Here is a 22,270-nt window from a genome sequence, read left to right as displayed (position 1 = left end):
AGACCGATGTTCCGCCTGGTGAATCGGGCATACTCCATTGGTGTGAGCGGTGTGAACGCCTCGGTCTCGACTCCGTCTCGGATCGCTACCGTGTGTCGGTCACGCCAGACGTAGGCCGGAAGTCGGATTTGGGTGAAGATGACGCCGCTGGGCAGCTTAGGGGGGACCGCGGGCTTCGAATTCCGCCTGCTCGGTCCCCTCGAGGTGCGCCTCGACGGCGTTCCGCTGGAAGTCGGTCGCACGCCGGTGCGCGCGCTGCTGGCCTGCCTGCTGCTGGAGCCCAACCAGGTCGTGCCGATGGACCGGCTGATCGACACCCTGTGGGACGACGAACCCCCGGCCAGCGCCCGCACCATCATCCAGGGCTACGTCTCCCGGCTGCGGAAGTTCTTCGGCACCAGCGGTCCTGAGATCATCACCCGCGCGCCCGGCTACCTGCTGCGCGTCGACGGGGAGCGCATCGACGCGCACCGCGCGCGCAGCCTCATCAGCCGGGCGCACGGGCTCGAACCCGCCGAGCGATCGCGCCTGCTCACCGAGGCCCTGGAGCTGTGGAGCGGTTCGGTGCTCGCCGACATCGCGGGCAGCAGGCTGCACCGGATGGTCGCGCCCAACCTCGACGAGCTCCGGCTGCTGGCGCTGGAGGAGCGCATCGCCGCCGACCTCGAACTCGGCAGGCACCACCAGCTCATCGCCGAACTGTCCACATTGGTCGACCAGCACCCGATCCGGGAGCGGCTGGCCGGGCAGCTGATGCTGGCCAACTACCGCGCCGGGCACCGCGCCGAGGCCCAGGCCCGCTACCACGAGCTGCGGCACCGGCTGTCCCACGAGCTCGGCATCGACCCCGGCCCCGAACTGCGCGAGCTCTACGAGAAGCTGCTGCGCGACGACCCGGCGCTGCGCAACCACCCCAGCCGCGCCGAACCCGGCCTCGGCATCCGGCGCCCCGTCCCGGCCGAACTCCCGCCCGCACCGGCCGGTTTCGTCGGCCGGCGGCTGGAGTTCGCGACGCTGAACGCGATGCTGGAGACCCGCGAGAAGGGCTCCAGCCTGATCACCGTGCTCACCGGCACCGCCGGTGTCGGCAAGAGCGCACTGGCGCTGACCTGGTCGCACCGGGTCGCCGAGGAGTTCCCCGACGGTCAGCTCTACGCCTCGCTGCGCGGTTTCGACTCCGAGCACCAGCCGCTCACCCCCGGTGAGGCGCTGACCAGCATGCTCAAGACGCTCGGCGTCGCCTCCGACGCGATCCCGGTCGAGCTCGACGACCGCACCGCGCTCTACCGGTCGCTGCTGGCGAAGCGGAAGGTGCTGGTGCTGCTGGACAACGCCCGCGACTCCGACCAGGTGCTGCCGCTGCTGCCGGGCAGCGCGGCCTCGCTGGTCGTGGTCACCAGCAGGCGCAGGCTCGACGGGCTCGTGGTGCGCTCGGGCGCGCGGGTGCTGCCGCTGGAGACGCTGCCCACCGAGAGCGCCATCGAACTGCTCGACCGCGCAGGGGTTCCCGGCAAGTCCGCCGCCGAACCCGACGCGGCCGCCGAGCTCGCCGAGCTGTGCGGCGGGCTGCCGCTGGCGCTGCGCATCGCGGCCGCCCGGCTGGCCGCCAACCCGGCGCGCGGCGTCTCCGACCTGGTGCACGAGCTCACCGACGAGCGAAACCGGTTGCAGGCGCTGGACATCGACGACGACGCCGACACCAGCGTGCGCCGCGCCTTCGACATCTCCTACCGGAGCCTGCCGCCGGTGCACGCCGAGACCTTCCGGGTGCTCGGCCTGATCCCCGGCCAGACCTTCACCGCTCACGCGGTGGCCGCGCTGTGCGACACCGACCCGGCCTCCGCGCAGCGCAGGCTGCGGGCGCTGGCCCTGGCGCACCTGGTCACCGAGCCGGAACCGGACCGGTTCGGCATGCACGACCTGCTGCGCGCCTACGCCCGCGAACTGCCCGCCGGAGTCGAGGACTCCGCGGCGCTGCGCCGGCTGCTGGGGCACTACCTGTGCGCCGCCGATCACGCCCGCCGCTTCCTGCGGCCGACCCGCGACGAGCTCGACTTCTGCGCGCAGGGCGACCACCGCCCGGAGGTCGGGTCCCGCTCGCAGGCCCTGGAGTGGTTCGACGCCGAGTGGCCGAACCTCGTCGCCGCGGTCCGCGCCGCCAAGCTCGCCGGGATGCACGACATGGCCTGGCCGCTGGCCCGGCTGCAGTTCAACTACCTCATGGTCCGCTGCCCGTGGGAGGACTGGCTCCGCGTCTACACCGACGGCGCCGAATCCGCCCGCGCCGTGGGAGATCCCGTCGGCAAGGTGCTCATGTCCGCCGGTCTCGGCGTCGCCTGCGCCCGCTCCGGCAAGCTCGACGAGGCGCTGGCGCACTACGAGGAGTCCTACCGGGTCGCCGTCCAGACCGGCGACTCCGAGCGGCTCGCGATGACCCAGGTCAACCTCTCCAGCGCGCTGTTCCGGCTGCGCCGCTACGAAGAGGCCAAGATCCACTCCAAGGACGCGCTCAAGGTCTACCGCTCGCTCGGCGACCGCTACTTCGTGGCCGGGGCGCTCAACAACCTCGCGATGGTCGAGCAGGTCAACGGCGAGCTGGAGGCCGCGCTGCGGCACCTGCGCGAGGCCGAGGGCCTCTACCGCGAGGCCGACGACCTGGAAACCCTGGCGATGGTGCTCAACAACTGCGGCGAGGTCAGCATCGAGCTCGGCAACCTCGACGACGGTGAGCGCTTCCACCACGAGGCCCTCGAAGTGGCCCGGCAGTGCGGTTCGGCGGTCCGGCAGGCCTCGGCCAACCTCGGCCTCGGGGACGTCGCGCGGCTCCGCGGCGACGTCCCCGTCGCCTGCACCCGTTGGGAAACCGCGCTGTCGATCTTCGAGGCCGAGGGATCTCCGCAGGTCAGAGAGGTTCGACAGCGGCTCGACGAGGCCGGTTGAGGATCGTTTAGCGCGCGTTTAGCGGACGTGTAGGGCCGACTGGGAACTTGATCGTGCGGATCGATCCGTGCTTGATCCGCGCACGGGCGGCTCTGGGGGGAGTCCAAGGGGGGATTGTCGCCCCGGTCGTCCCGGTCGTTCGCGGCCGGGACGACCGCAGGGGGTGCAGGGCATCCGGGAAGCCGGGTGTGGGGGTGTGACGAGCGCTCGGACGGTTCGGGGGAGCCGCCCGAGCGCTCGTCTTCTCTATTGCTTTGTCCCTTGGTCCCCTTGCTCAGCGGTGCGGGTGGGGGAACCTGAGCGGCTCCGTGGACTCCGCGCGCCACTCCTGATGTATGCCGATACACGGCGTCGCGGCGTGCTCGCCACGAAGCCGCTCAGAACCCCCGGCGGTGCGGGCTGCTCAGGTGGTGAAAGAGAAAGCGCCTTCGGCGCTTATCCGCAGTTCGTGGGCATTTTTTCGAGGCAGGGGCGCTTGGCTGTGCGGCCGTCTCCGCTGGAGACTCCTCGGAGGCGGCGGCTGATCCAGGGGGCGAGGTACTCGCGGGCCCACTTGATGTCCTCGGCGGCCTGCTCCTGCCAGCTGCGCTCGTCCAGGTCCGGCCAGGGCTCGTTCCAGTCCTCGGTGGTGGGCACTCCCAGCGCCGAGCAGGCGCGCAGCGCGACGCGGCGGTGGCCGTCGGCGGACAGGTGCAGCCGGTCCTCGCACCAGGCGCGCGGGTCCTTGAGGACCTGCATCGACCACAGGTCCATGACGTAGCAGCCGTGCCGGTCGGCGATCGAGCGCAGGTGCGAGTTGTAGGTGCCGACCTTGCCGCGCACGTGCTTGAGGACCGGGGTGCGCGCGGTGTCGAAGCCGGTGCCGATGAGCACGTCGGCTCCGGTCGCGCGGATCCGGGCGACCGCGTCGTCGAAGAGCGCGGCCACCAGGTCCGGGTCGCTGCCCGGCCGGATGATGTCGTTGCCGCCCGCGGTCAGCGCGACCAGCGAGGGTTCGAGCGCGATGGCCTGCGGGACCTGGTCGGTGACGATCTGCCGGATCAGCTTGCCGCGCACCGCCAGGTTGGCGTAGCGCAGATCCGGGTTCTGCTCGGTGAGATGCGCGGCGAGCCGGTCGGCCCAGCCGCGGTAGACGTCGTGCTCCTCAGTGGCATCGGCCAGACCTTCGGTGAAGCTGTCTCCCAGCGCGACGAAGCTGTCCCAGCGCCCCGATCCCATGTCGACCCGTCCTCCCTGCTCTTCCCACCCTCGTGTTGGTGCGGAATCAACAGTGGCCCTCCGGAACGTACCTACGCCACCGAAGGTTCCCGGCGAGTGACTAACGGCACTGGGCAGTCTAGAAATTATGTCCGTTTGGTCGGTTGACTTGATCGAAACGATGCTCTTCCTTGACGTGCGGTGCATCAGCTCGTCCGGCGGCAGGGGGCGGGATCTTGGCGGGAAACACCGATACGGATGAACGTCAGCTGCTAATGTCCTTCGGCGGTAACAGAAGTGACAAGGGGGCTCACGATGACGCGATCGCTGCAGGTCACAGCTCGACGCGCGTCCGCTCGCAGGACGCCGGAGCAGCCGTTGCGCGCTCTCGCCGTCGTGGCCGGTTGATGGGGAACGACGACATGGGGCAGTGCGTCGGTTCCATTGTGGGCGTCGATCCCATTGTGGCCGCGATTCCGATCGCCGGTCTCCGCAACCGTCCTCTACAGCTGGGGGAATCGTGACGGCACCGCAGAATCCGGCGTCCGCGCCGGGGCCGGCGGGCTTCGAGGCGCCGAACCGGCGAGGTGGTCCCGAGACCGGTGGCCGACGCCGAGCAGAACCACCGCTGCGCGGATCGCTCAGCGACGCCGGGCCCGCCGGCCCGCCGCCCGCACCTCCCGCGCGCCCGGGCCCGCCCGCGCCGCGCCCGGGACGCCTCGACGTGCGCGCCGAGCTGGCCGCGCTCGCCGGTGAGGCGCACCCGTTCGCCTTCTGGCAGCGCGCCGAACAGCTCCCGGACCGCTTCGAGCAGGAGCAGCGCGGAGCGGGTTCCGCTCCGCCGAGCCGCCCCGCCGAGCCCTCGCGCCCGTCCACCGGCGGTCTCCCGTCGCTCTCCGGCGATCTCGGCGGAGGCGGTTCCGCGCCGCCGCCGGAGCCTCCGGTGGCCGAGCCTGCCGACTTACCCGGGCCCGCCGACCTGCCCGGTTCTGCCGACTTGACCGGTTCTGCTGGAATGCCCGGTTCCGCCGGGTTGTCGGGTTCCCTGGCGGAGCCGGACGAACCGCGTCACGGGCGCCCGGAAGGCGCCAGTCTGAGCGGATCGCTGCTCCCGCCTCCCGAAAACCGCCGCCCCGCACCGCCTTCGGATCCTGGTTCGGCTCCGGCGCCCACGTCGACGCCCGCTCCGGTGCCCGCGCCGGAGAGCGGACCGCAGGTGCGCGACGGCGTGCTGCGCGGCCCGCTGGCGGACGGGCCCACGAGCGGGCCGATCCCGCAGGCGCCCGCTTCTCGGCCTTCGGACGCCGCACCTGCACCTGAACCCGACGTTCCGTCGGGTGGGGACGCCGTCACGAGGACTTCGCCACCACCGCAGAACAGGCCCCAGTCGGGTCCGCAGTCGGGTCCGCGACCGATGGGGCCTCCGCCGGGGCCGCCGAGCGGACCGATGCCGCAGGTCGGGCCGCCTCCCGGGGCGCCGGGTCAGCAGCCGTCGGGGCCGCAGCAGCCGCCCCCGTCCCCGCCCGCGGGCACCCCTGGGGTTCCGAACGGTGGTCCGCCCCGTCCGCAGGGGCCGCCGCCGATGGCGCCGCCTCCGCCGCGACCGGCCGGACCACCGATGCCGCCGCCGCAGGTGGAGCAGCCGGTGGAACCGCCGGTCGGCCCGCAGCCGCCCGCGCCCCAACCTCCGGCACCCCAGCCTCCGGCACCGCAACCCGCTGCCCAGCACTCGGCTGCACCCCAGCCGCCCGCGCCGCAGCCGCCCGCGCCGCAGCCGCCCGCGCCGCAGCAGCCCGCACCGCAGCCGCCCGCACCGCCGGTGCCGCAGGCGCCTGCCCAGCAGCCGCCCGCACCCCCGGCGCCCGGACCGCAGCGACCTGCCCAGCCGCCCGCGCAGCCGCCGCCGCCGCGGCCTGAGGCGTCGCGGGCTCCGGAGGCTCCGGAGCAGCGGCCGGAGCAGCGGCCGGAGCAGCAGCGGCCGAAGACGCGGACGGTCCGGACGCCGAAGGTCACCGAGCGCCCCGACGGCGGGTTCGGCCCGATGGGCTCGGCAGGTTCCTGGTCGAGCGGCTCGGGTCGTCCCGGTTACGGGCGCAACACCTCGTGGTCGGCCGACGACTTCAAGGAGGAGCGCCGCGAGGGCGGTGACGACCTGCGCGCCGGGGCCGGCTACAAGCCGGGCGAGTCCGGCAGCGGAGCCGTGCCGCAGTTCCTCATCGAGGCCGATGAGCTGTGGGACGACGATGACGGCGGCCGGCTCGTGGCGCCGCCGGTGCTCGGCGAGTCCCCGGCGAGCTTCCGGGACTTCTGACGGGCCGGTGAACCCCGGGCGGGTCCCGCCCGGGTCGAAGCGCGCCCGAGAGAACCGACCACTGATAACACTGGGTACCGCCAACGCGAAATGTGAGCTGTGATGGTTGAGACGATCACCCTGTCGGCCCCCGCGGTCGACCTGCTCGGTGAGCAGCTGAACCTCGCCGTCCGGCAGTACCCGTTCGAGCTGCCGCGCATCGCCGAGCTGCCCGAGGACCGCAACCAGGTCGCCCAGCGCGTCTGGCGGGAGCTGGAGTCCACCGGCCTGGCGCGCAACGGCCGCCCGGAACCCGAGGTCGAGGACGCCCTCTACCTGCTGTGCAGCTCGGAGGTGTCGATCGCGGCGTCCGGTCTGCTCGACGTCCGCGCCGGTCACCGGCTCGCGGCCAGGGTGGTGGCGACCGGCGAGGTCGGGGTGCTCGGCGTCTTCGACGGCCGGGGGATGCGGATGACGTTCCTGTCGCCGAGCGCCCTGCCGCGCACCGCCGCCGACCTGCTCCCGGACGCGCCCGTCGGCGCCGGTCCGGCGCTGCGCGCGGTGGCCGACCGGCGCGGCGGAATGCCCGCCGACGCCGACATCGAGGGCCTTCCCGAGCTGCGCGCCGTCACCTCGCGGCCCAAGTTCCGCTTCGGCCACTTCGTCGTCGCGGGCGGCCGCCGGGCGCGGGTGCCCAACCTGATCTGGTTCGACACCGACCGGGGCCGCTACGCGATGCAGGGGGAGCGGGTCGACGGCCAGGACGCGGTCGCGTGCCAGCCCGCGGACAAGCCGACCATCGCCGCCGAGATCGCGACCCTGGTGGAACGCGCCCGCCAACTCGGGTAGAGCTGGAGACCGGGATCGGACATTTTGGTTCGGCCGGAACTTAGGGCAGGCTTAGTGTCGTGACGCAGGAGACGGACATCGAGCGGGACGACCGCGATTCGTTCATGCGGTTGCTCGGCGGCCGCGGGAGTGCGATCGACGCGAGCCTCCCGCCCATCGCCTTCGGCGCCGGCTGGTTCTTCGGCGGCGAGTCGATCGTGATCGGCAGCGCCGCCGCGGTGGTGGTCGGAGCCCTCATCGGCGGCTACCGCCTGCGCAAGGGCGCTCGGCCGCTGGCGGTCCTGATCAGCCTGCTGGCGGTGATGCTGGGCGCGCTCATCGCGATCCGCACCGGCGACGCCGCCGACTTCTTCCTGCCCCGCCTGGCCAGCAACGCGCTGAGCGCGCTGGCCTGGATGACCAGCATCGCGATCCGCTGGCCGCTGCTCGGCGTCGTCGTCGGCGTCGCCCTCGGGCAGGGCCGCAAGTGGCGTCAGGACCCCGACCTGGTGCGCGGCTACAGCCGGGCCAGCTGGGTGTGGGTCGGGCAGTACGCGGTGCGGCTGGTGGTGTTCATCCCGCTGTGGCTGGCCGGGGCGACCGGGCCGTTGACGATCGCGCAGGTCGTGCTGACCTGGCCGCTGGTGGCGGTGTGCGTGGCGGTGAGCTGGTGGGTGCTGCGCCGGTCGCTGCCGGGGGATCATCCGGGCATGCGTCACCCGCGGGAACCCGCGACGTGACACCTCCGGGGCGCGGGCGCACAATGCGCACATGTCTCTCGGCAGCGTGATCACCGCGATCGTGACCCCGTTCGACGACCGGCAGAAGGTCGACGAAGAAGCCTTCCTGAACCTGTTCCACCACCTGCTGGACAACGGCTCCGACGGCGTCGTCGTGTGCGGGACGACCGGCGAGGCGCCGACGCTGTCGGACGCCGAGCACCTGCGGCTGGTCGAGCTCGCCGTCGGCGAGCGTCCCGAGGGCGTCACGGTGATCGCCTCGACCGGTTCGAACAACACCGCGCACGCCTGCTGGATGACCGAGCGCGTCACCGAGATCGGCGCGGACGGGATCCTGTCGGTGACCCCGTACTACAACAAGCCGAACCGGCGCGGTCTGGTGCGGCACTTCACCGAGATCGGCAAGGCCACCGACAAGCCGGTGGTGCTCTACAACGTCCCGTCGCGGATCGGTCTGTCGCTGGACCACGACCTGCTGCGCGAGCTCGGCCAGGTCGACAACCTGGACTACGTCAAGCAGGCGGACAACGACGCGCTCGCCCAGATCGACGGCCTCGGTCTCTACGCGGGCAACGACGACGGCTTCGCCCAGGCCCTGGACCTCGGCGCGCTCGGCGGCATCCTGGTGGCCAGCCACCTGGTGGGGCCGCAGATGAAGCAGATGGTCACCGACCCGGCCCGCCGCGCCGAGATCGACGCGAGCCTCAAGCCCCTCTACTCGGCCCTCGGCGTCACCACGAACCCGATCCCGGTCAAGGCGGCCCTCAACCTCCTCGGTCACCACGTCGGCACGCCCCGTCTGCCCCTGGTCGAGGCGGACGAAGCCGAGCTCCAGGTCATCCGAGGCGCCCTCACCGAAGTCGGCCTCCTCTGACAACACCTGACCCCACGTCGAAAACCGCTGTTTTCGCGCGACGAAAACCGCTGTTCTCAACGCGCGAGAACAGCGGTTCTCGTTCTGGGGTCAGGTGGAGCGGAGGATTCGGGCGAGGTCGGTGTGGCCGTCTCGTTCGGCGTGCTGGAGGGCGGTGACGCCGTCCCGGTCGGGGATCGAGGGGTCGGCGCCGCCGTCGAGGAGGGCTTGCACGGCCTGCTGGTGGCGGGGGCCTCCGTCGCCGAGGACGACGGCCTCCAGCAGCGCCGTCCAGCCCAGGTCGTTGACGTGGTCGACGTCGATGCCGGTGCGCACCGCGGCGCGGAGGTACTCGACGTGGGCGTGCTCGCCCGCGGGGATCAGCGCGGTGCCGCCGTAGCGGTTGGTGAGGGTGAGGTCGGGGTCGGCGGGCAGCAGGGTTTCGAGCATGTCGACGCTGCCGGTGACGCCGGTGACCAGGAACGGGGTGTCGCGGCGATCGTCCTGGGCGTCGGGGTCGGCCCCGGCGCGGACGAGTTCGCGGGCGACGTCGACGTGGTCACCGAGGGCGGCGAGCAGCAGCGGGGTGCGGCGGTGCTCGTCGCGGGCCTCGACGTTGGCCCCGGCGCCGAGCGCGGCGCGCACGGCGCCGATGTCACCGGCGTCCGCGGCGCGCAGGAGCTGGTGGTCGGACACGGTCGTCTCCTGGGACGGGGCGGGAGCAGCCGCCGGCGTCGGGGGAGCCGGCGGCTGCTCGGCGGGTGCGCAGGAAGCCAGCGCGAGGGCGGTGAAGATCCCGAGCGCGAGGCGTCGAGTGAGCATGGGAACGTCCTTCCGCTCGGGAGGGGGCAGACCGACCCCCGGGGGCAACGGGGACCGGCCCGGTCGGGATCGGCCCAGTCCGCGGTCCCGGATTACGGCCGTAATCGGGTCCCGGATTACGGCGGTAATCGGGTGCCGGATTACGGCGGTAATCGGGTGCCGGATTACGGCGGTGATCGGGTGCCGGATTACGGCGGTGATCGGGTGCCGGATTACGGCGGTAATCGGGTGCCGGACTACGGCCGTAATCGGGGTCAGCGCAGGTCGGCCTGGATGGCCTGCAGGCCGGCCTTGGCGAATTCCTCGTCCAGGTCGCCGCTGGGTGCGCCCGCGACGCCGATGCCGGCGATCGGGGTTCCGGCGCTGACCGGGACACCGCCCGCGAGGAAGAGGGTGTTCGGGATGTCGCGCAGCGTGGCGCCCTGACCACCGGCCTGCTTGCTCAGCTCGGAGGTGGCCTTGCCCCAGGCGACGGCGGTGTAGGCCTTGCGCTCGGCGGAGTCGAAGCTCTGCGGGCCCGCGCCGTCGCCGGTCAGCTGGACGCGCTCGTTGCCTGCGCGGTCGACGACGGAGACGGTGACGTGCTGGCCCTTGGCCTCGGCGGCGTCCAGGGCGGCCTGGGCGGCCTTGATCGCGGCGTCGGCGCTGAGGACCGGCTGCTGGGCGACGACGGCCGAGGGCTTCGGCGCCTGCTGCGCGGTGGGGTCGGCCTGGGCGACGGTGAGGCCGGTGGCTCCGCCGAGGAGGCCGATGCCGACGAGGGTTCCGACGAGGGCGCGGGTGCGGGTCTTCACGGGTGGTTCTCCCTGTTCGTTGGTGCGTTCCGGCGTTGTGCTCCCAGCTTCGGCGCTGCGGAGGCGCGGGACGTCGATCCAACGGTTCGTCCCCCGGCGTCGGCCGGTCGATCCCGGATCAACCGATCAGTTGATGCGGGATCGACCGCGTCAGCCCAGGAGCGTCTTGTGCAGGGAGTTCGGGTCCGGGGACAGGGGGAGCGCGGCCAGCCAGGCGGCACCCGCGGCACCGGAGCCCGCCGTGAGCGGCTCCGGCCAGGAGCGGGCCTCCAGCTCGGCGCGCAGGGCCTGGCCGATGCGGTCGTCGGGACCGAGCAGGCCACCGGCGAGCACCACCGGGGAGCTCTGGTCCGGTCGGGCGGTGGCCGCGGTGTCGGCCAGCAGCACGGCCGCGCGGTGCACGATGTCCTCCGCCGCGTCGTCCTCGGCCGCCGTGACCAGCGGCGCGAGCTCGGCGAGGCGGATCGGTTCGCGCGCGTTCGCCGCGGTGATCAGCGCTTTGCGCTCGGGTGGCACGCCCAGGCGCGCGCAGACCTCCTCGGCCAGGCCCTCGATCACCGCGCCGCGCTCCAGCGCGCGCAGCGTCGCGCGGACGGCCTCGCGACCGAGCCAGTACGCCGAGCCCTCGTCGCCCAGCAGCCAGCCCCAGCCGCCGAGGGTGGCGACCACGCGGTGCTCCTCGACGCGCTCGGCGACCGCGCCGGTCCCGGCGATCAGCACCGTTCCCCGCGGCTCCGGCGTCCCGGCGGCGAAGGCGACGACACCGTCGCTGACCGGCGTCGTCCCGCAGCCCAGGCCCAGCCGCGACCACTCGTCGCGGAAGAACTCGCCGAACGCGGGATCGGCCATCTTGCTCACCCCGGCCATGCCGAGCACGCACCCGCGCACCGCGGCCGGGTCGTGGGCGCCCAGGGCCTGCCGCGCGGCGCTCGCCATCTGCGCGACGGCCTCGGGCGCGGGGTGCGAGTTCGGGTTGCCGCCCGCTGCCTCCCCGACGCCCAGCACGCGACCGGACAGGTCGCTGACCAGGGCGCGGCTGCTGGTGCCGCCGACGTCCAGCCCGAGGACGAGGGCCGTGGGGTCATCACCGTGCATGCGCTCTTTCTACTCCGGCGCGGCGAGCGGGGCGTGCGATACGACGGAAAGTGATCAATCCGGGGCCTGGTCTCGCGGACGGGGAGCGGCTATACATCGAGGCGTCGTGTCACCGTCGGGGAGAAGAGAGAACATGCGCGACGCCCACCCGAGCGCTCCGTCTGATGTGGACACCCGCGGAGGCGCTCGATGACCGTGGACACCCACCACCACCTGTGGGATCTCGACGTCCGCGACCAACCCTGGATGACCGGCCCGGAGATGGATCCGCTGCGCCGCGACTTCCGCCCGGCGGACCTGCAGGCCGCGCTGCGCGGCACCTCGGTCGAGGCCACCGTGCTGGTGCAGACGGTCGCCGACCCGGACGAGACGCCGGAGATGCTGGTGCTGGCCGAGACCGTCGACCGGATCGCCGCCGTCGTCGGCTGGGTCGACCTCACCGCCAGGGACACCCGCGAGCAGATCGGCCGGTTGCAGACCCACCCGTCGGGAGGCTGGCTGCGCGGCATCCGGCACCAGGTCGAGGACGAGGACGACCCGGACTGGCTGGTCCGGCCGGACGTGCTCGCCGGGCTCGGCGCGGTGGAGGACGCGGGGCTGCTCTACGAGCTGCTGATCCGCCCGCACCAGCTGCCCGCCGCGATCAAGGCAGTCGGGCAGTTCCCGCAGCTGACGTTCGTGCTCGACCACTGCGCGAAACCGCCGGTGGCGACCGGGGAGTGGGAGCCGTGGGCGAGCCGGATCCGCGCGCTGGCGGCGCACCCGAACGTCGTCTGCAAGCTGTCCGGCCTGGTCACCGAGGACGAGTGGGCGGCCCAGCCGGACCCGTCGCGGCTGCGCGCCTGCGCCGACGTGGTCCTGGACGCCTTCGGCCCGGGCCGCGTCATGTTCGGCTCCGACTGGCCGGTCTGCCTCCTCGCGGCTTCCTACACCGAGGTCCTCGGCGTCGCCAAGGACCTCACCTCCGGCCTCAGCGACACCGAGCGCACCGCCGTCTTCGACACCACGGCACGCGAGATCTACACCCTCTGACGGGAAGTTTTCATGAAAACTGTCCCGTCCCACGACGACGCAGACCTCCGTGGAGACCTCCGTCGTGGGGAGGTGGGGAGGTTTTCATGAAAACTTCCCGGTCCCGGGGAGAGCACAGTTTTCATGAAAACTGTCCCCGGGTCAGGTGGTCTTGGTGATCTTCTGGAGGCCCCGGGGGTTGTCGGGGTCGATGCCCCTGGCCAGGGCGAGGTCGAGGGCGAGTTGCTGGGCGGGCAGGATCTCCAGGATCGGGGCGACCTCCTCGGCCGTCTCCGGAAGCGGGATGCGGTGCGAGGCAGGGGTTTTCGACGCCGCGGAGCCGATGGCGCAGATCTCCGCGCCGCGCTGGTGCACCGCGTCGATCACCTCGCGGGTCGATTCCCCGCCCAGGCCCGCGCTGCAGACCGCGAGCACGGCGGTCTCGTTGTCGACGGCGGCGACCGGGCCGTGCAGCAGGTCGGCGCCGCTGTAGGAGCGGGCCGACAGGTAGCTGGTCTCGGCGAGCTTGAGCGCGGCCTCGTGCGCGGTGGCCAGCGAGTACCCGCGCCCGGTCGTCACCAGGCGGCCGGCGAACCGGTAGCGCTGCGCGGTCTCCTCGACGGGGTCGCGCGACTCGTCGAGCGCGGTGGCCGCCAGGTCCGGGAGGGCGCGGGCGTGCGCGCCGTCCCCGCCGCGAATGGCATCGATGAGCAGGTACAACGCCAGCAACGTGGCGCTGTAGGTCTTGGTCGCGGCGACCGCCCGCTCCGGGCCCGCGCAGATGTCCAGCGACAGCTCGGCGGCCGAGGCCAGCGGCGAGTCGGCGGTGTTGGTGACCGCGACGGTCAGCGCTCCGCGCGCCCGGCCGGACTCGGTGACCGCGACGAGGTCGGGCGAGCCGCCGCTCTGACTGACGGTCACCAGCAGCACGTCGGTCAGGTCCGGCCGGGCGCCGTAGAGCGTGGTCGTCGACGGCGAGGTGAGGCCGACGGGCAGTTGCAGCAGCACCTCGATCAGGTACTTCGCGTAGAGCGCGGCGTGGTCGCTGGAGCCGCGCGCCGCGAGCAGCGCGAACCGCGGGCGCCGCTCGGCCACGGCCGCCGCGACCTCGGCGATCTGCTCGCGGGCGGCCAGCAGGTCCGCGAAGACCGCGGGCTGCTGGTCGATCTCGTCCTTCATGTGGGTGCCGGGGGTGGCGGACATGTCGGGCCCATCCCTTCCATAAGGTCCAGACCAATTCTACTCGGTCCGGAACCGGAGAGCACTGGCGTTCGTCCGATGGACGGCTTCACCGCGACCGCCGGGGCGTCACGGATTGTGGTGAGCGACACTCATTGTCAACAGGAATCGGCGTTAGTGTGCTCGCACACCAAAGACTGAATTGATCAGCACGCACGATCTGCGCCGGGTGCGTTCCGCGCGGCGGCGCGGTCGGGCATGCTCGATGGTCAGGCTGCGGCGGGTAGGAGGAACGATGCTCGACACGACCGTGTCCGGCGGGGCGGATCCGCAGGGTCGCGCGCCGCGGGAACCGAAGTACTGGGGTCTCAAGCAGCACCTGCTCGACCTGCTGCGGTCGATGCCCCCCGGTTCGCCGATCCCCACCGAGCGCTCGCTGGCCTCGGAGTTCGACGTCTCCCGCACCACGGTCCGCCAGGCCCTCGCGGAGCTGACCGTGGAAGGCCGGCTGCTGCGCGTGCAGGGCAAGGGCACCTTCGCCGCCAAGCCCAAGGTCGCCCAGCGGCTCCAGCTGTCCTCCTACACCGAGGACATGCGCGCCCAGGGCAGGCAGCCCACCTCCCGGCTGCTGGAGGTCGTCGAGGAGGCCGCAGACGAGGAGCTCGCCGTCCTGCTCGGCACCAAGGCCGGGTCCGCGGTGCTCCGCCTGCGCCGCCTGCGGCTGGCCGACGGCGAGCCGATGGCCATCGAGACCACCCACCTGCCGTTGGCCCGCTTCCGCGGCCTGACCGCGAGGCTGGAGTCCGGCGGCTCGCTGTACCAGGTGCTGCGGGAGACCTTCGAGGTCGAGCTCGGCCACGCCGAGGAGACCATCGAGACCGCGCTGGCCAGCCCCGAGGAGGCCGAGCTGCTCGGCTCCGACGTCGGCCTGCCGATGCTGCTGCTGTCCCGGCACTCCTTCGACACCGAGGGCCGCCCGGTGGAATGGGTGCGTTCGATCTACCGCGGTGATCGCTACAAGTTCGTCGCGCGCCTGAATCCGCCCGCCTGAATCCCTCACGCTGCGCGCAATCGGAATTCCGGGCAGTGACACCGCTTTTCGTTACACGTCGTGGGAGTGCTCACGAAAGACGCGGGCGGGGAGAAAACCTCGCGGGCGTGCGCGTTGGGTGGGGCAGAGCGAAGGACTCCCATTGCGCGTGTGAGGGAAATGGTGAAGGGCGGCGCGGATTCGGCCGAAGAAGATCGGCCGGAGAAGCAGAGCGAGAAGAAGATGCAGGTCTCCCCGGCTCAGGTCGGCGGAGCGGCGCTGGCGTCGGCGACGGCGGCGTTCCTCGGTTCGCGGCTCGGCGTGGCCGGGACCGTGCTCGGCGCGGGCCTGACCAGCGTGATCATCACCGTCGGCGGAGCGCTGTACCAGCGGTCGTTCGAGAAGACCCGGGAGAAGGCCGCGGTCGCCGCCGCGAAGGCCGCCGAACTGCGGCAACGCCGCACCCAGCTGGGGCGGCCGAGGTCCGGCGAGACCGAGGAGGTGACGCGGAAGCTGGAGGTCACCGGCCTGCAGTGGCCCGGCGGCGAGGTCGTGGATGAACCCGGGGCCGTCGAGAGGCCCGGGGCCGTCGAGGAACCCCGCACCGTGCTCTCCCCGCCGGTGCCCCGCCGCAGGTGGGGGCGCTGGGCGCTGGTCGGCGCGACCTGCGCGTTCGTGTTCGCGGTGAGCATGCTGCTGGTCACCGGCTTCGAGGGGATCACCGGCCGTCCGCTGTCCGGCGGTGATGGGACGACGCTCGGTCAGGTGCTGCAGCCCGCCCCCGTCGAGGCCGAGCGGACCGAGCCCACCACCGGCGAACCGGCTCCGACCAGCGAGGCGCCGTCGACGGAACCCTCCGCTCCCGCCACCCCGCCGAGCAGCGAGGCCCCGGTGCCCACGGCGCCGCCGACGGAATCCGGTTCTCCCACAACGCAACCCTCGACCACCGAATCCGCACCGGAGTCGACCGAACCCGCTCCGCAGTCGACGCTGCCGGGACTCCCGCTCGGATAAATGCGAAAAACGGTGAAACGCCGCCATTCTGTCGGTGATCTCCGATGAAAGGGGAGTTGTTTTGCGCACATTGCGCTAAAAGCTGGATGTGATTTCCCTGAGAGGATCTGATACTGGACCGGCGACGGGGCCTTGAGAGATCAGGTCACTACAAGGGAGACACGAGATGAAACGTAGACTCGCGGCTCGCATTGCCGGGACCGTTCTGGTCACCGCGGGCACGGTCGCCGCGCTCACCGTGCCGGCCACCGCCACCGCGCCGACCTCCGTTCCGGTGGCGGGCACGTTGCTGGAGGCCATGCAGCGCGACCTGGGCCTCACCGAGGCGCAGGCCCTCGACCGGCTCCACCTCGAATCCGCGGCCCAGCGCACCGAGAGCACCCTGCGCGGCGCGTTGGCCGACGCCTTCGGCGGCGCCTACTTCGACTCCGCGACCGGCAAGCTCGTCGTCGGCGTGACCGACGCGGCCCGCTCCGAGCAGGTCCGCGCCGCCGGGGCCGAGGTCCGCCAGGTCGCCTTCAGCGCCCAGCAGCTCACCGGCGTCGTCGACGGCCTCAACGCGGGCAAGGCCCAGGCCCCGCAGAGCGTCACCGGCTGGTACACCAGCAACCGGCAGAACGCGGTCGTCGTCACGGTCAAGCCGGGTGCCGCCGCCGAGGCCGCGCAGTTCGCGCAGGCCGCGGGCGCTCCCGACGGCGCGGTGAAGATCGTCGAGTCGCAGGAGCAGCCGAAGACGCTGATGGACGTGGTCGGCGGCAACGCCTACTACATCGGCAGCGGCGCCCGCTGCTCCGTCGGCTTCGCCGTCGACGGCGGTTTCGTCTCGGCGGGCCACTGCGGTGGCGCCGGCGACACCACCACCGAGCCCAGCGGCACCTTCGAGGGCTCGTCCTTCCCGGGCGACGACTACTCCTACATCTCCGTCGGCGACGACGACACCCCGCAGCCCGCGGTGAACAACTACCAGGGCGGCACCCAGGCCGTCGCCGGGTCGTCCGAGGCCGCCGAGGGCGCCTCGATCTGCCGCTCGGGTTCCACCACCGGCTGGCACTGCGGCACCGTCGAGGCCAAGAACCAGTCCGTGCAGTACGAGCAGGGCACGGTCGAGGGCCTGACCCGCACCGACGTCTGCGCCGAGCCGGGCGACTCCGGTGGCTCGTTCATCTCGGGCGACCAGGCCCAGGGCATGACCTCGGGTGGTTCGGGCGACTGCAGCAGCGGTGGCACGACCTACTTCCAGCCGGTCGGCGAGGCCCTGTCCGCCTACGGCGTCTCCCTGCTGACCCAGTGATTCCCCGTTGATCCAGTGATCCGAGACTTCCCCCGCTCACGGCACGTGTCGTGGGTGGGGGAAGTTCTCATGAGAACTTCGCGACCCCCGGAACCGACCGCCGGGGGTCGTCCCATGTCACGGAAGTCGCGACCGCAGCTCGCGCGCCGCCGCGACGGGGTCCTCGGCCTCGGTGATCGCGCGGACCACCACGATCCGCTCGGCACCGGCCTCGACGGCCTCGTCGACGTTGTCGAGCCCGATGCCGCCGATGGCGAACCACGGGCGACCGTGGCCGCGGTGCTCGGCCGCGTGCCGGACCAGGTCGATGCCCGCGGCCGGACGGCCGGGCTTCGTCGGCGTCGTCCACACCGGGCCGGTGCAGAAGTAGTCCACGCCCGCCTCGGTGGCCGCCGAGTCCGCCTGCGCGATGTCGTGCGTGGAGCGGCCGATCACCACCTGGTCGCCGACGACGCGGCGGGCGAGCTCCACCGGCAGGTCGTCCTGGCCCAGGTGCAGCACGTCGGCCTCGGCCGCGAGCGCCACGTCGGCGCGGTCGTTGACCGCCAGCAGCGCCCCGTGCCGGACGCACGCCTCCGCCAGCACCTCCAGCGCCGCGAGCTCCTGGCGGGCCTCCAGCGGAGCGCCGTTCGGGCCCTTGTCCCGGAGCTGGATGATGTCCACCCCGCCCTCCAGGGCGGCGTCGACGAACTCCGCGAGATCACCCCGCTCGCTCCGCGCGCCGGTGCACAAGTACAACTTCGCCTCGGCGAGGCGAGCGCGAATCCCGAAGCCGTCCAAACCAGGCATGCCCCCAGCCTAGAGGAGGGACGGCCCAACCAACCTCTGACGTCGTGATCTGCGGACGGGTAGTGTGGTGGGCGGTGAGCACGGGAGCCCGGCGGACCGGGCTGAGAGGGAGCGCAGGGCTCCGACCGTCGAACCTGATCCGGGTCATGCCGGCGCAGGGAGCGTGGAGTTGTCTGGGAAACGAACCGATCATGTCGTCGTGGTGGGCGGCGGAGTCGTCGGCCTGTCGGTGGCCTGGCGCGCCGCCGAGGCCGGGAACCGGGTGAGCCTGGTCGATCCGGCCCCCGCCTCCGGCGCATCGCACGTGGCGGGCGGGATGCTCGCCCCCTTGGCCGAGGCGTGGCCCGGCGAGGAGGAACTGCTCGAACTCGGCACGACGTCGCTGGACCGCTGGCCCGGCTTCGCCGACGAGCTCGCGCGCGCCGCCGGACTGCCGTCCGGGCTGCGCACCGAGGGCACGTTGATGATCGGCATCGACGGCGCCGACCGCGGCGAGCTCGACACCGTCGCCGGGTACCTGGCCGGGCTCGGCCGCAGCGTCACCCGGCTGACCGGCCGCGAGCTCCGCAAGCGCGAACCCGCGCTGGGCCCCGCGGTGCGCGGCGGGCTGGAGATCCCCGGTGATCTCGCGGTGGACAACCGGCTCGCGCTGACCGCGCTGCAGGCGGCGGCGAAGGCGGCGGGCGTGGAGTTCGTCGCCGAGCGCGCCGAGCGGGTCCGGTCCGGTGCCGTGGAACTCGCCGACTCCGAGCTGGAGTGCGACCTCGCGGTGATCTCCGCGGGCGTGCGCTCCGGAGATCTGCACCCCGCGCTGTCCGGCAGGATCCGCCCGGTCAAGGGCGAGATCCTGCGGCTGCGGCGCCGCGCCACCGCGCTGCCGCCGCCGGTGCGGACCGTGCGCGGCCCGGTGCGCGGCAGGCCCTGCTACCTGGTGCCGCGCGACGACGGGGGAGTGGTGCTCGGCGCCACCCAGCACGAGGTCGGCTTCGACACCGAGGTCACCGTCGGCGGCGTCCGCGACCTGCTCGCCGACGCCGAGACCGTGATGCCGGGCATCGCCGAGTACGCGCTGGTCGAGGCCACCGCCGGGCTGCGCCCGAGCACCGCCGACAACCTGCCGCTCATCGGCTGGCTGGAACCCGGGGTGCTGGCCGCCACCGGACATCACCGGGGCGGGTTCCTGCTCACGCCGGTCACCGTCGACGCGGTGCTGGCGCTGCTGCGCGGGGACGAGCCCGGCGCGCTCATCAAGGCCACCGATCCGAGTCGTTTGGGAGGGCAGCAGTGAACGTCGTGATCAACGGCGAGGCGCGGGAGGTCGCTGCCGACGCCACGCTCGCGTCGGTTCTGGACGACTTCGGCGTGCCGGAACGAGGCGTGGCCGTGGCCCTGGACGGCGCGGTGGTGCCGCGCGCGTCCTGGCAGGGCACGGCGGTGCACGCCGACGCCAGCATCGAAGTCCTCACCGCAGTGCAAGGAGGGTGACCGTGGACGACCCATTGGTGATCGCCGGTCGTGAGTTCGGTTCGCGTCTGATCACCGGGACCGGCGGGGCCACCAACCTCGCGGTCCTGGAGCGCGCGCTGATCGCGTCCGGCACGGAGCTGACCACCGTCGCGATGCGCCGCGCCGACGCGGGCGGCGGCACCGGCGTGCTCGACCTGCTGCGCAAGCTGGGCATCGAGGCGCTGCCCAACACCGCGGGCTGCCGCACCGCGGCCGAAGCGGTGCTCACCGCCCAGCTGGCCCGCGAAGCGCTGGAGACCAACTGGGTCAAGCTGGAGGTGGTGGCCGACGAGGACACCCTCCTGCCCGACCCGGTGGAGCTCCTCGACGCCGCCGAGCAGCTGGTGGACCAGGGCTTCGTCGTCCTGGCCTACACCAACGACGACCCGGTGCTGGCGCTGAAGCTGGAGGAGGTCGGCTGCGCGGCGGTCATGCCGCTGGGCTCGCCGATCGGCACCGGTCTGGGCATCCGCAACCCGCACAACATCGAGATGATCGTCTCCCGGGCGAACGTCCCGATCGTCCTCGACGCGGGCATCGGCACGGCCTCCGACGCGGCTCTGGCGATGGAGCTCGGCTGCTCCGCGGTCCTCCTGGCCACCGCGGTCACCCGGGCCCAGGACCCGGAGCGGATGGCCACGGCGATGCGCTCGGCGGTCGAAGCGGGCCGCCTCGCCTCCCAAGCGGGCCGCATCCCCCAGCGCTTCTGGGCCCAAGCCTCCAGCCCCGGCACCCCGATGGGCTAGCTCTGGTCCCGAAGGGTCGGGGAGTTGGACGGTTTTTGGCCAGCGCCCGGGATCTCGACTCCTAGATCCCGGGCGATTCCGGCTGAAACCGTCCCCAGCCGCACCACCGAACCCGGCGCGACCAGCCGTGGCGGCAGCTGCTCAGCGGATGTGGAGGCGTTCGGGGCGGACGAAGCTGATCGTGTAGCTCTTCCACGGGTTGTCGTAGCCGAAGGTGCGGTCGATGGCCTGGCGGGCGTGCAGGGCGTTCTCCACCAAGGAGCTCGCCAGCAGCTCGGAGGCCGGGGCGCCGCCCGCCGGGATGTCGGGGATCTTCGCCGTGGACTTGCCGCCCAGCAGGTCGTCGACCGAGCGCAGCGCGGGGACCGCGACCTTGCGCTCCTCGGCGGGCCGGAAGGCCAGCGTGGAGACGTCCTGGCGCAGCGCGTCCAGGGCGATCGCGGCGGCGCGGGTGGCGTGGTTGTCGTCGGTCTCCTCGCCGGTGCCGTCCAGCAGAGCCGGCATCCCCAGCAGGTCCTGGGTGCGGCGCAGCGCGAGCACGTTCGCGGCCTGCAGCGCCTTCGGCAGGTCCGCGCCCTGACCGGAGGCGCGGACGCTGCGCAGCAGTTCCGAGACAGACCAGACGGTGGAGCGCACCGCGCCCCGCACGTCCGGGACGATGCTGCTGGGCAGCACCAGGTAGCTCACGTAGCCGACGATCAGCGCGATCGCCGCGCCGACCGCGGTGTTGGCGGCGAAGCTGATGCCGACGTTGACCAGCGGCCGGTCCAGCGTCATCGCCTGGTCCACGACGGTGATCACGATCAGGCAGCCCAGCACCACCTGGTACTCGGCCCGCAGTCGCGGCATGTTCAGCAGCATCCCGCCGATGACCAGCGGAACCAGCAGGTAGGCGCCGGGCAGCAGGGTGATCAGGATGGCCAGGGCGGTCACGCCCAGCACCGCGCCACCGGTGCGCTCCAGGGCGCCGGTCATGCTGTCGCGCGCGGCCGGCGCCAGCACCACGTAGAGCGCGAGCAGCAGGCTCGACGCCGACGGGTCGCGCATCAGCAGCACGATCACCATGCCGACCGCGACGGCCAGCGTGCAGCGCAGCGCGTGCCGGAACAGCGAGGACCGGAACGACAGGTGCGCGCGGACCGCGCCCATCAGCCGCTCCTTCAGCGCACCCTCCTCGGCGGGCGGCACCGGGGTCTCGTCCCGGTTGACGACGGCCGCGCGGATCCGGTCCAGGCCCTGGTTCACGCCCGCGACCGCGTCGGGCAGGTCCTGCCTGCCGCCCCGGGCGACGACCATCTGCGCCGGGTCGCGGCGGGCCGCCATCGGCAGGCCGGTGCAGGCGCGGGAGCGGACGGCGCGGGCGAGCTCGGCGGCGACCTTGTCGGCTTCGGCGACGATCTCGCGCAGCCTCTCGGCCTCGATCCGGTCGCTCTGCTGGGCCTGCGCGAGCAGCGTCTCGCGGGCCGCCCGGAACCGGGCCGAACCCGCCAGCACCTGTCCGAGCCAGGTGCTGGAGCCGTCGGCGCGCCACGCGGCCGCGGCCCCTTCGAGCACGCCGGGACCGGGGGTGAGCAGGGTGCGCGCCACGGCGACGCGGGTCGCGTGGCCGGGGTCGCCGAGCCCGACGATCACCCGCAGCAGCAGCGCGAACAGCCCGCCCGCGAGCGTGGAGGCCAGCAGCACCAGGAACGGCTGGTCGTTGCCGATGCCGGTCGTGGTGGTCACCAGCGTCGCCGCGGCGAAGATCTGCCCGCCGATCCGGTAGTGCTCGCCGAGCGCGGGCAGCATCCCGGTGCCGAACACCACGAGGGCGACGGCGAGCCCGGCCAGCACCGGCACCTTGGTCAGCATCGGGCCGACGGCCATCATCAGCACCAGCGCGGGCGTGAGCCACATGAACCGGCGCAGATCGGAGCGCAGCGCCTGACCGCTGGTGGCGGTCAGCGCCAGCACGGTCGTCAGCGCCCCGAGCAGCATCGGGGTCTGCACCTCGAAGAACCACCCGGCGACGGTTCCGGCGAGGACGGCGAGCACCACCAGCAGCACGTACTGGCGCTGCCGGGGATCCGGCGCCCCCGCCTCGGTGGCCAGCCATCCCCGCGCTCGTGTCAACACCGCTTTAGCCACGCTCTCGCAAACCCCTGT

At 72.7% G+C, this 22,270-nt stretch carries 19 protein-coding genes and 1 riboswitch; of the genes, 12 read left to right on the top strand and 7 right to left on the bottom strand.

The annotated features are described in order from the left end of the window. Positions 1 to 138: 138 nt before the first annotated feature. On the top strand, positions 139 to 2,940 hold the full coding sequence (locus QFW96_RS18860; protein ID WP_281457079.1) for an AfsR/SARP family transcriptional regulator: 2,802 nt from the start codon (positions 139 to 141) through the stop codon (positions 2,938 to 2,940). A gap of 435 nt (positions 2,941 to 3,375) precedes the next feature. Here QFW96_RS18860 and QFW96_RS18855 read toward each other — a convergent pair whose 3' ends face one another. Then, positions 3,376 to 4,158, bottom strand: coding sequence for an SGNH/GDSL hydrolase family protein (locus QFW96_RS18855; RefSeq protein WP_281457010.1), 783 nt, complete (start codon positions 4,156 to 4,158; stop codon positions 3,376 to 3,378). A gap of 499 nt (positions 4,159 to 4,657) precedes the next feature. Between QFW96_RS18855 and QFW96_RS18850 the strand changes: the two genes are divergently transcribed. The 4 genes from QFW96_RS18850 to dapA all read left to right on the top strand — a co-directional run bounded on the left by QFW96_RS18850 (position 4,658) and on the right by dapA (position 8,869). Then, complete coding sequence (locus QFW96_RS18850; RefSeq protein WP_281457009.1) at positions 4,658 to 6,448, top strand: hypothetical protein; 1,791 nt, start codon at positions 4,658 to 4,660, stop codon at positions 6,446 to 6,448. A gap of 102 nt (positions 6,449 to 6,550) precedes the next feature. Next, positions 6,551 to 7,276: an ESX secretion-associated protein EspG gene (locus QFW96_RS18845; RefSeq protein WP_281457008.1), complete on the top strand. Its 726-nt coding sequence runs from the start codon at positions 6,551 to 6,553 to the stop codon at positions 7,274 to 7,276. 104 nt (positions 7,277 to 7,380) lie between these two features. Then, complete coding sequence (locus QFW96_RS18840; protein WP_406693175.1) at positions 7,381 to 7,995, top strand: DUF3159 domain-containing protein; 615 nt, start codon at positions 7,381 to 7,383, stop codon at positions 7,993 to 7,995. Positions 7,996 to 8,026: 31 nt separating this feature from the next. Next, positions 8,027 to 8,869: a 4-hydroxy-tetrahydrodipicolinate synthase gene (gene dapA, locus QFW96_RS18835; protein WP_281457006.1), complete on the top strand. Its 843-nt coding sequence runs from the start codon at positions 8,027 to 8,029 to the stop codon at positions 8,867 to 8,869. 90 nt (positions 8,870 to 8,959) lie between these two features. Here dapA and QFW96_RS18830 read toward each other — a convergent pair whose 3' ends face one another. From QFW96_RS18830 to QFW96_RS18820, 3 genes are all read right to left on the bottom strand, one after another. Continuing rightward, positions 8,960 to 9,670, bottom strand: a complete 711-nt coding sequence (locus tag QFW96_RS18830) for an ankyrin repeat domain-containing protein (RefSeq protein ID WP_281457005.1) — start codon at positions 9,668 to 9,670, stop codon at positions 8,960 to 8,962. 254 nt (positions 9,671 to 9,924) lie between these two features. Beyond that, the gene (locus QFW96_RS18825; protein ID WP_281457004.1) at positions 9,925 to 10,464 is read right to left on the bottom strand and encodes a GlcG/HbpS family heme-binding protein; all 540 of its coding nucleotides are present in this window, start codon (positions 10,462 to 10,464) and stop codon (positions 9,925 to 9,927) included. A gap of 150 nt (positions 10,465 to 10,614) precedes the next feature. Next, positions 10,615 to 11,559 carry an N-acetylglucosamine kinase gene (locus tag QFW96_RS18820; RefSeq protein WP_281457003.1) on the bottom strand — a complete coding sequence of 315 codons (945 nt, stop codon included), beginning with the start codon at positions 11,557 to 11,559 and terminating at the stop codon, positions 10,615 to 10,617. 189 nt (positions 11,560 to 11,748) lie between these two features. On the opposite strand from QFW96_RS18820, the gene QFW96_RS18815 reads away from it, so the two are divergent. Then, positions 11,749 to 12,591, top strand: a complete 843-nt coding sequence (locus tag QFW96_RS18815; protein ID WP_281457002.1) for an amidohydrolase family protein — start codon at positions 11,749 to 11,751, stop codon at positions 12,589 to 12,591. A 141-nt stretch (positions 12,592 to 12,732) separates the two neighbouring features. Here QFW96_RS18815 and QFW96_RS18810 read toward each other — a convergent pair whose 3' ends face one another. Then, complete coding sequence (locus tag QFW96_RS18810) at positions 12,733 to 13,773, bottom strand: SIS domain-containing protein (RefSeq protein ID WP_281457001.1); 1,041 nt, start codon at positions 13,771 to 13,773, stop codon at positions 12,733 to 12,735. A 271-nt stretch (positions 13,774 to 14,044) separates the two neighbouring features. On the opposite strand from QFW96_RS18810, the gene QFW96_RS18805 reads away from it, so the two are divergent. From QFW96_RS18805 to QFW96_RS18795, 3 genes are all read left to right on the top strand, one after another. Beyond that, positions 14,045 to 14,800 (top strand): GntR family transcriptional regulator, encoded by a 756-nt coding sequence (locus QFW96_RS18805; RefSeq protein WP_281457000.1) that lies wholly within the window; start codon positions 14,045 to 14,047, stop codon positions 14,798 to 14,800. 150 nt (positions 14,801 to 14,950) lie between these two features. After that, positions 14,951 to 15,793 (top strand): hypothetical protein, encoded by an 843-nt coding sequence (locus tag QFW96_RS18800; RefSeq protein WP_425524768.1) that lies wholly within the window; start codon positions 14,951 to 14,953, stop codon positions 15,791 to 15,793. 166 nt (positions 15,794 to 15,959) lie between these two features. Beyond that, positions 15,960 to 17,084, top strand: coding sequence for an alpha-lytic protease prodomain-containing protein (locus QFW96_RS18795; RefSeq protein WP_281456999.1), 1,125 nt, complete (start codon positions 15,960 to 15,962; stop codon positions 17,082 to 17,084). A gap of 117 nt (positions 17,085 to 17,201) precedes the next feature. On the opposite strand, the gene thiE is transcribed toward QFW96_RS18795, so the two are convergent. After that, the gene (thiE, locus tag QFW96_RS18790) at positions 17,202 to 17,873 is read right to left on the bottom strand and encodes a thiamine phosphate synthase (protein ID WP_281456998.1); all 672 of its coding nucleotides are present in this window, start codon (positions 17,871 to 17,873) and stop codon (positions 17,202 to 17,204) included. Positions 17,874 to 17,943: 70 nt separating this feature from the next. Beyond that, a riboswitch (TPP riboswitch) is annotated at positions 17,944 to 18,051 on the top strand. Here thiE and thiO point away from each other — a divergent pair. The 3 genes from thiO (at position 18,043) to thiG (ending at position 20,125) form a co-directional block, all read left to right on the top strand. Further along, positions 18,043 to 19,161 carry a glycine oxidase ThiO gene (gene thiO / locus QFW96_RS18785; protein WP_281456997.1) on the top strand — a complete coding sequence of 373 codons (1,119 nt, stop codon included), beginning with the start codon at positions 18,043 to 18,045 and terminating at the stop codon, positions 19,159 to 19,161. Its footprint overlaps the riboswitch before it by 9 nt. Then, positions 19,158 to 19,358 carry a sulfur carrier protein ThiS gene (thiS, locus tag QFW96_RS18780; RefSeq protein ID WP_281456996.1) on the top strand — a complete coding sequence of 67 codons (201 nt, stop codon included), beginning with the start codon at positions 19,158 to 19,160 and terminating at the stop codon, positions 19,356 to 19,358. The genes thiO and thiS overlap by 4 nt, the downstream gene beginning before the upstream one ends. A 2-nt stretch (positions 19,359 to 19,360) precedes the next feature. Then, a complete protein-coding gene (thiG, locus tag QFW96_RS18775; protein WP_281456995.1) occupies positions 19,361 to 20,125 on the top strand; it encodes a thiazole synthase in 765 nt (254 codons plus the stop codon). A 141-nt stretch (positions 20,126 to 20,266) separates the two neighbouring features. Here thiG and QFW96_RS18770 read toward each other — a convergent pair whose 3' ends face one another. Beyond that, complete coding sequence (locus QFW96_RS18770) at positions 20,267 to 22,240, bottom strand: FUSC family protein (RefSeq protein ID WP_281456994.1); 1,974 nt, start codon at positions 22,238 to 22,240, stop codon at positions 20,267 to 20,269. Positions 22,241 to 22,270 lie beyond the last annotated feature (30 nt).

This window comes from Saccharopolyspora ipomoeae (assembly GCF_029952525.1).
Lineage (GTDB): Bacteria > Actinomycetota > Actinomycetes > Mycobacteriales > Pseudonocardiaceae > Saccharopolyspora > Saccharopolyspora ipomoeae.
This window is presented reverse-complemented; position numbering and strand designations above follow the sequence as displayed.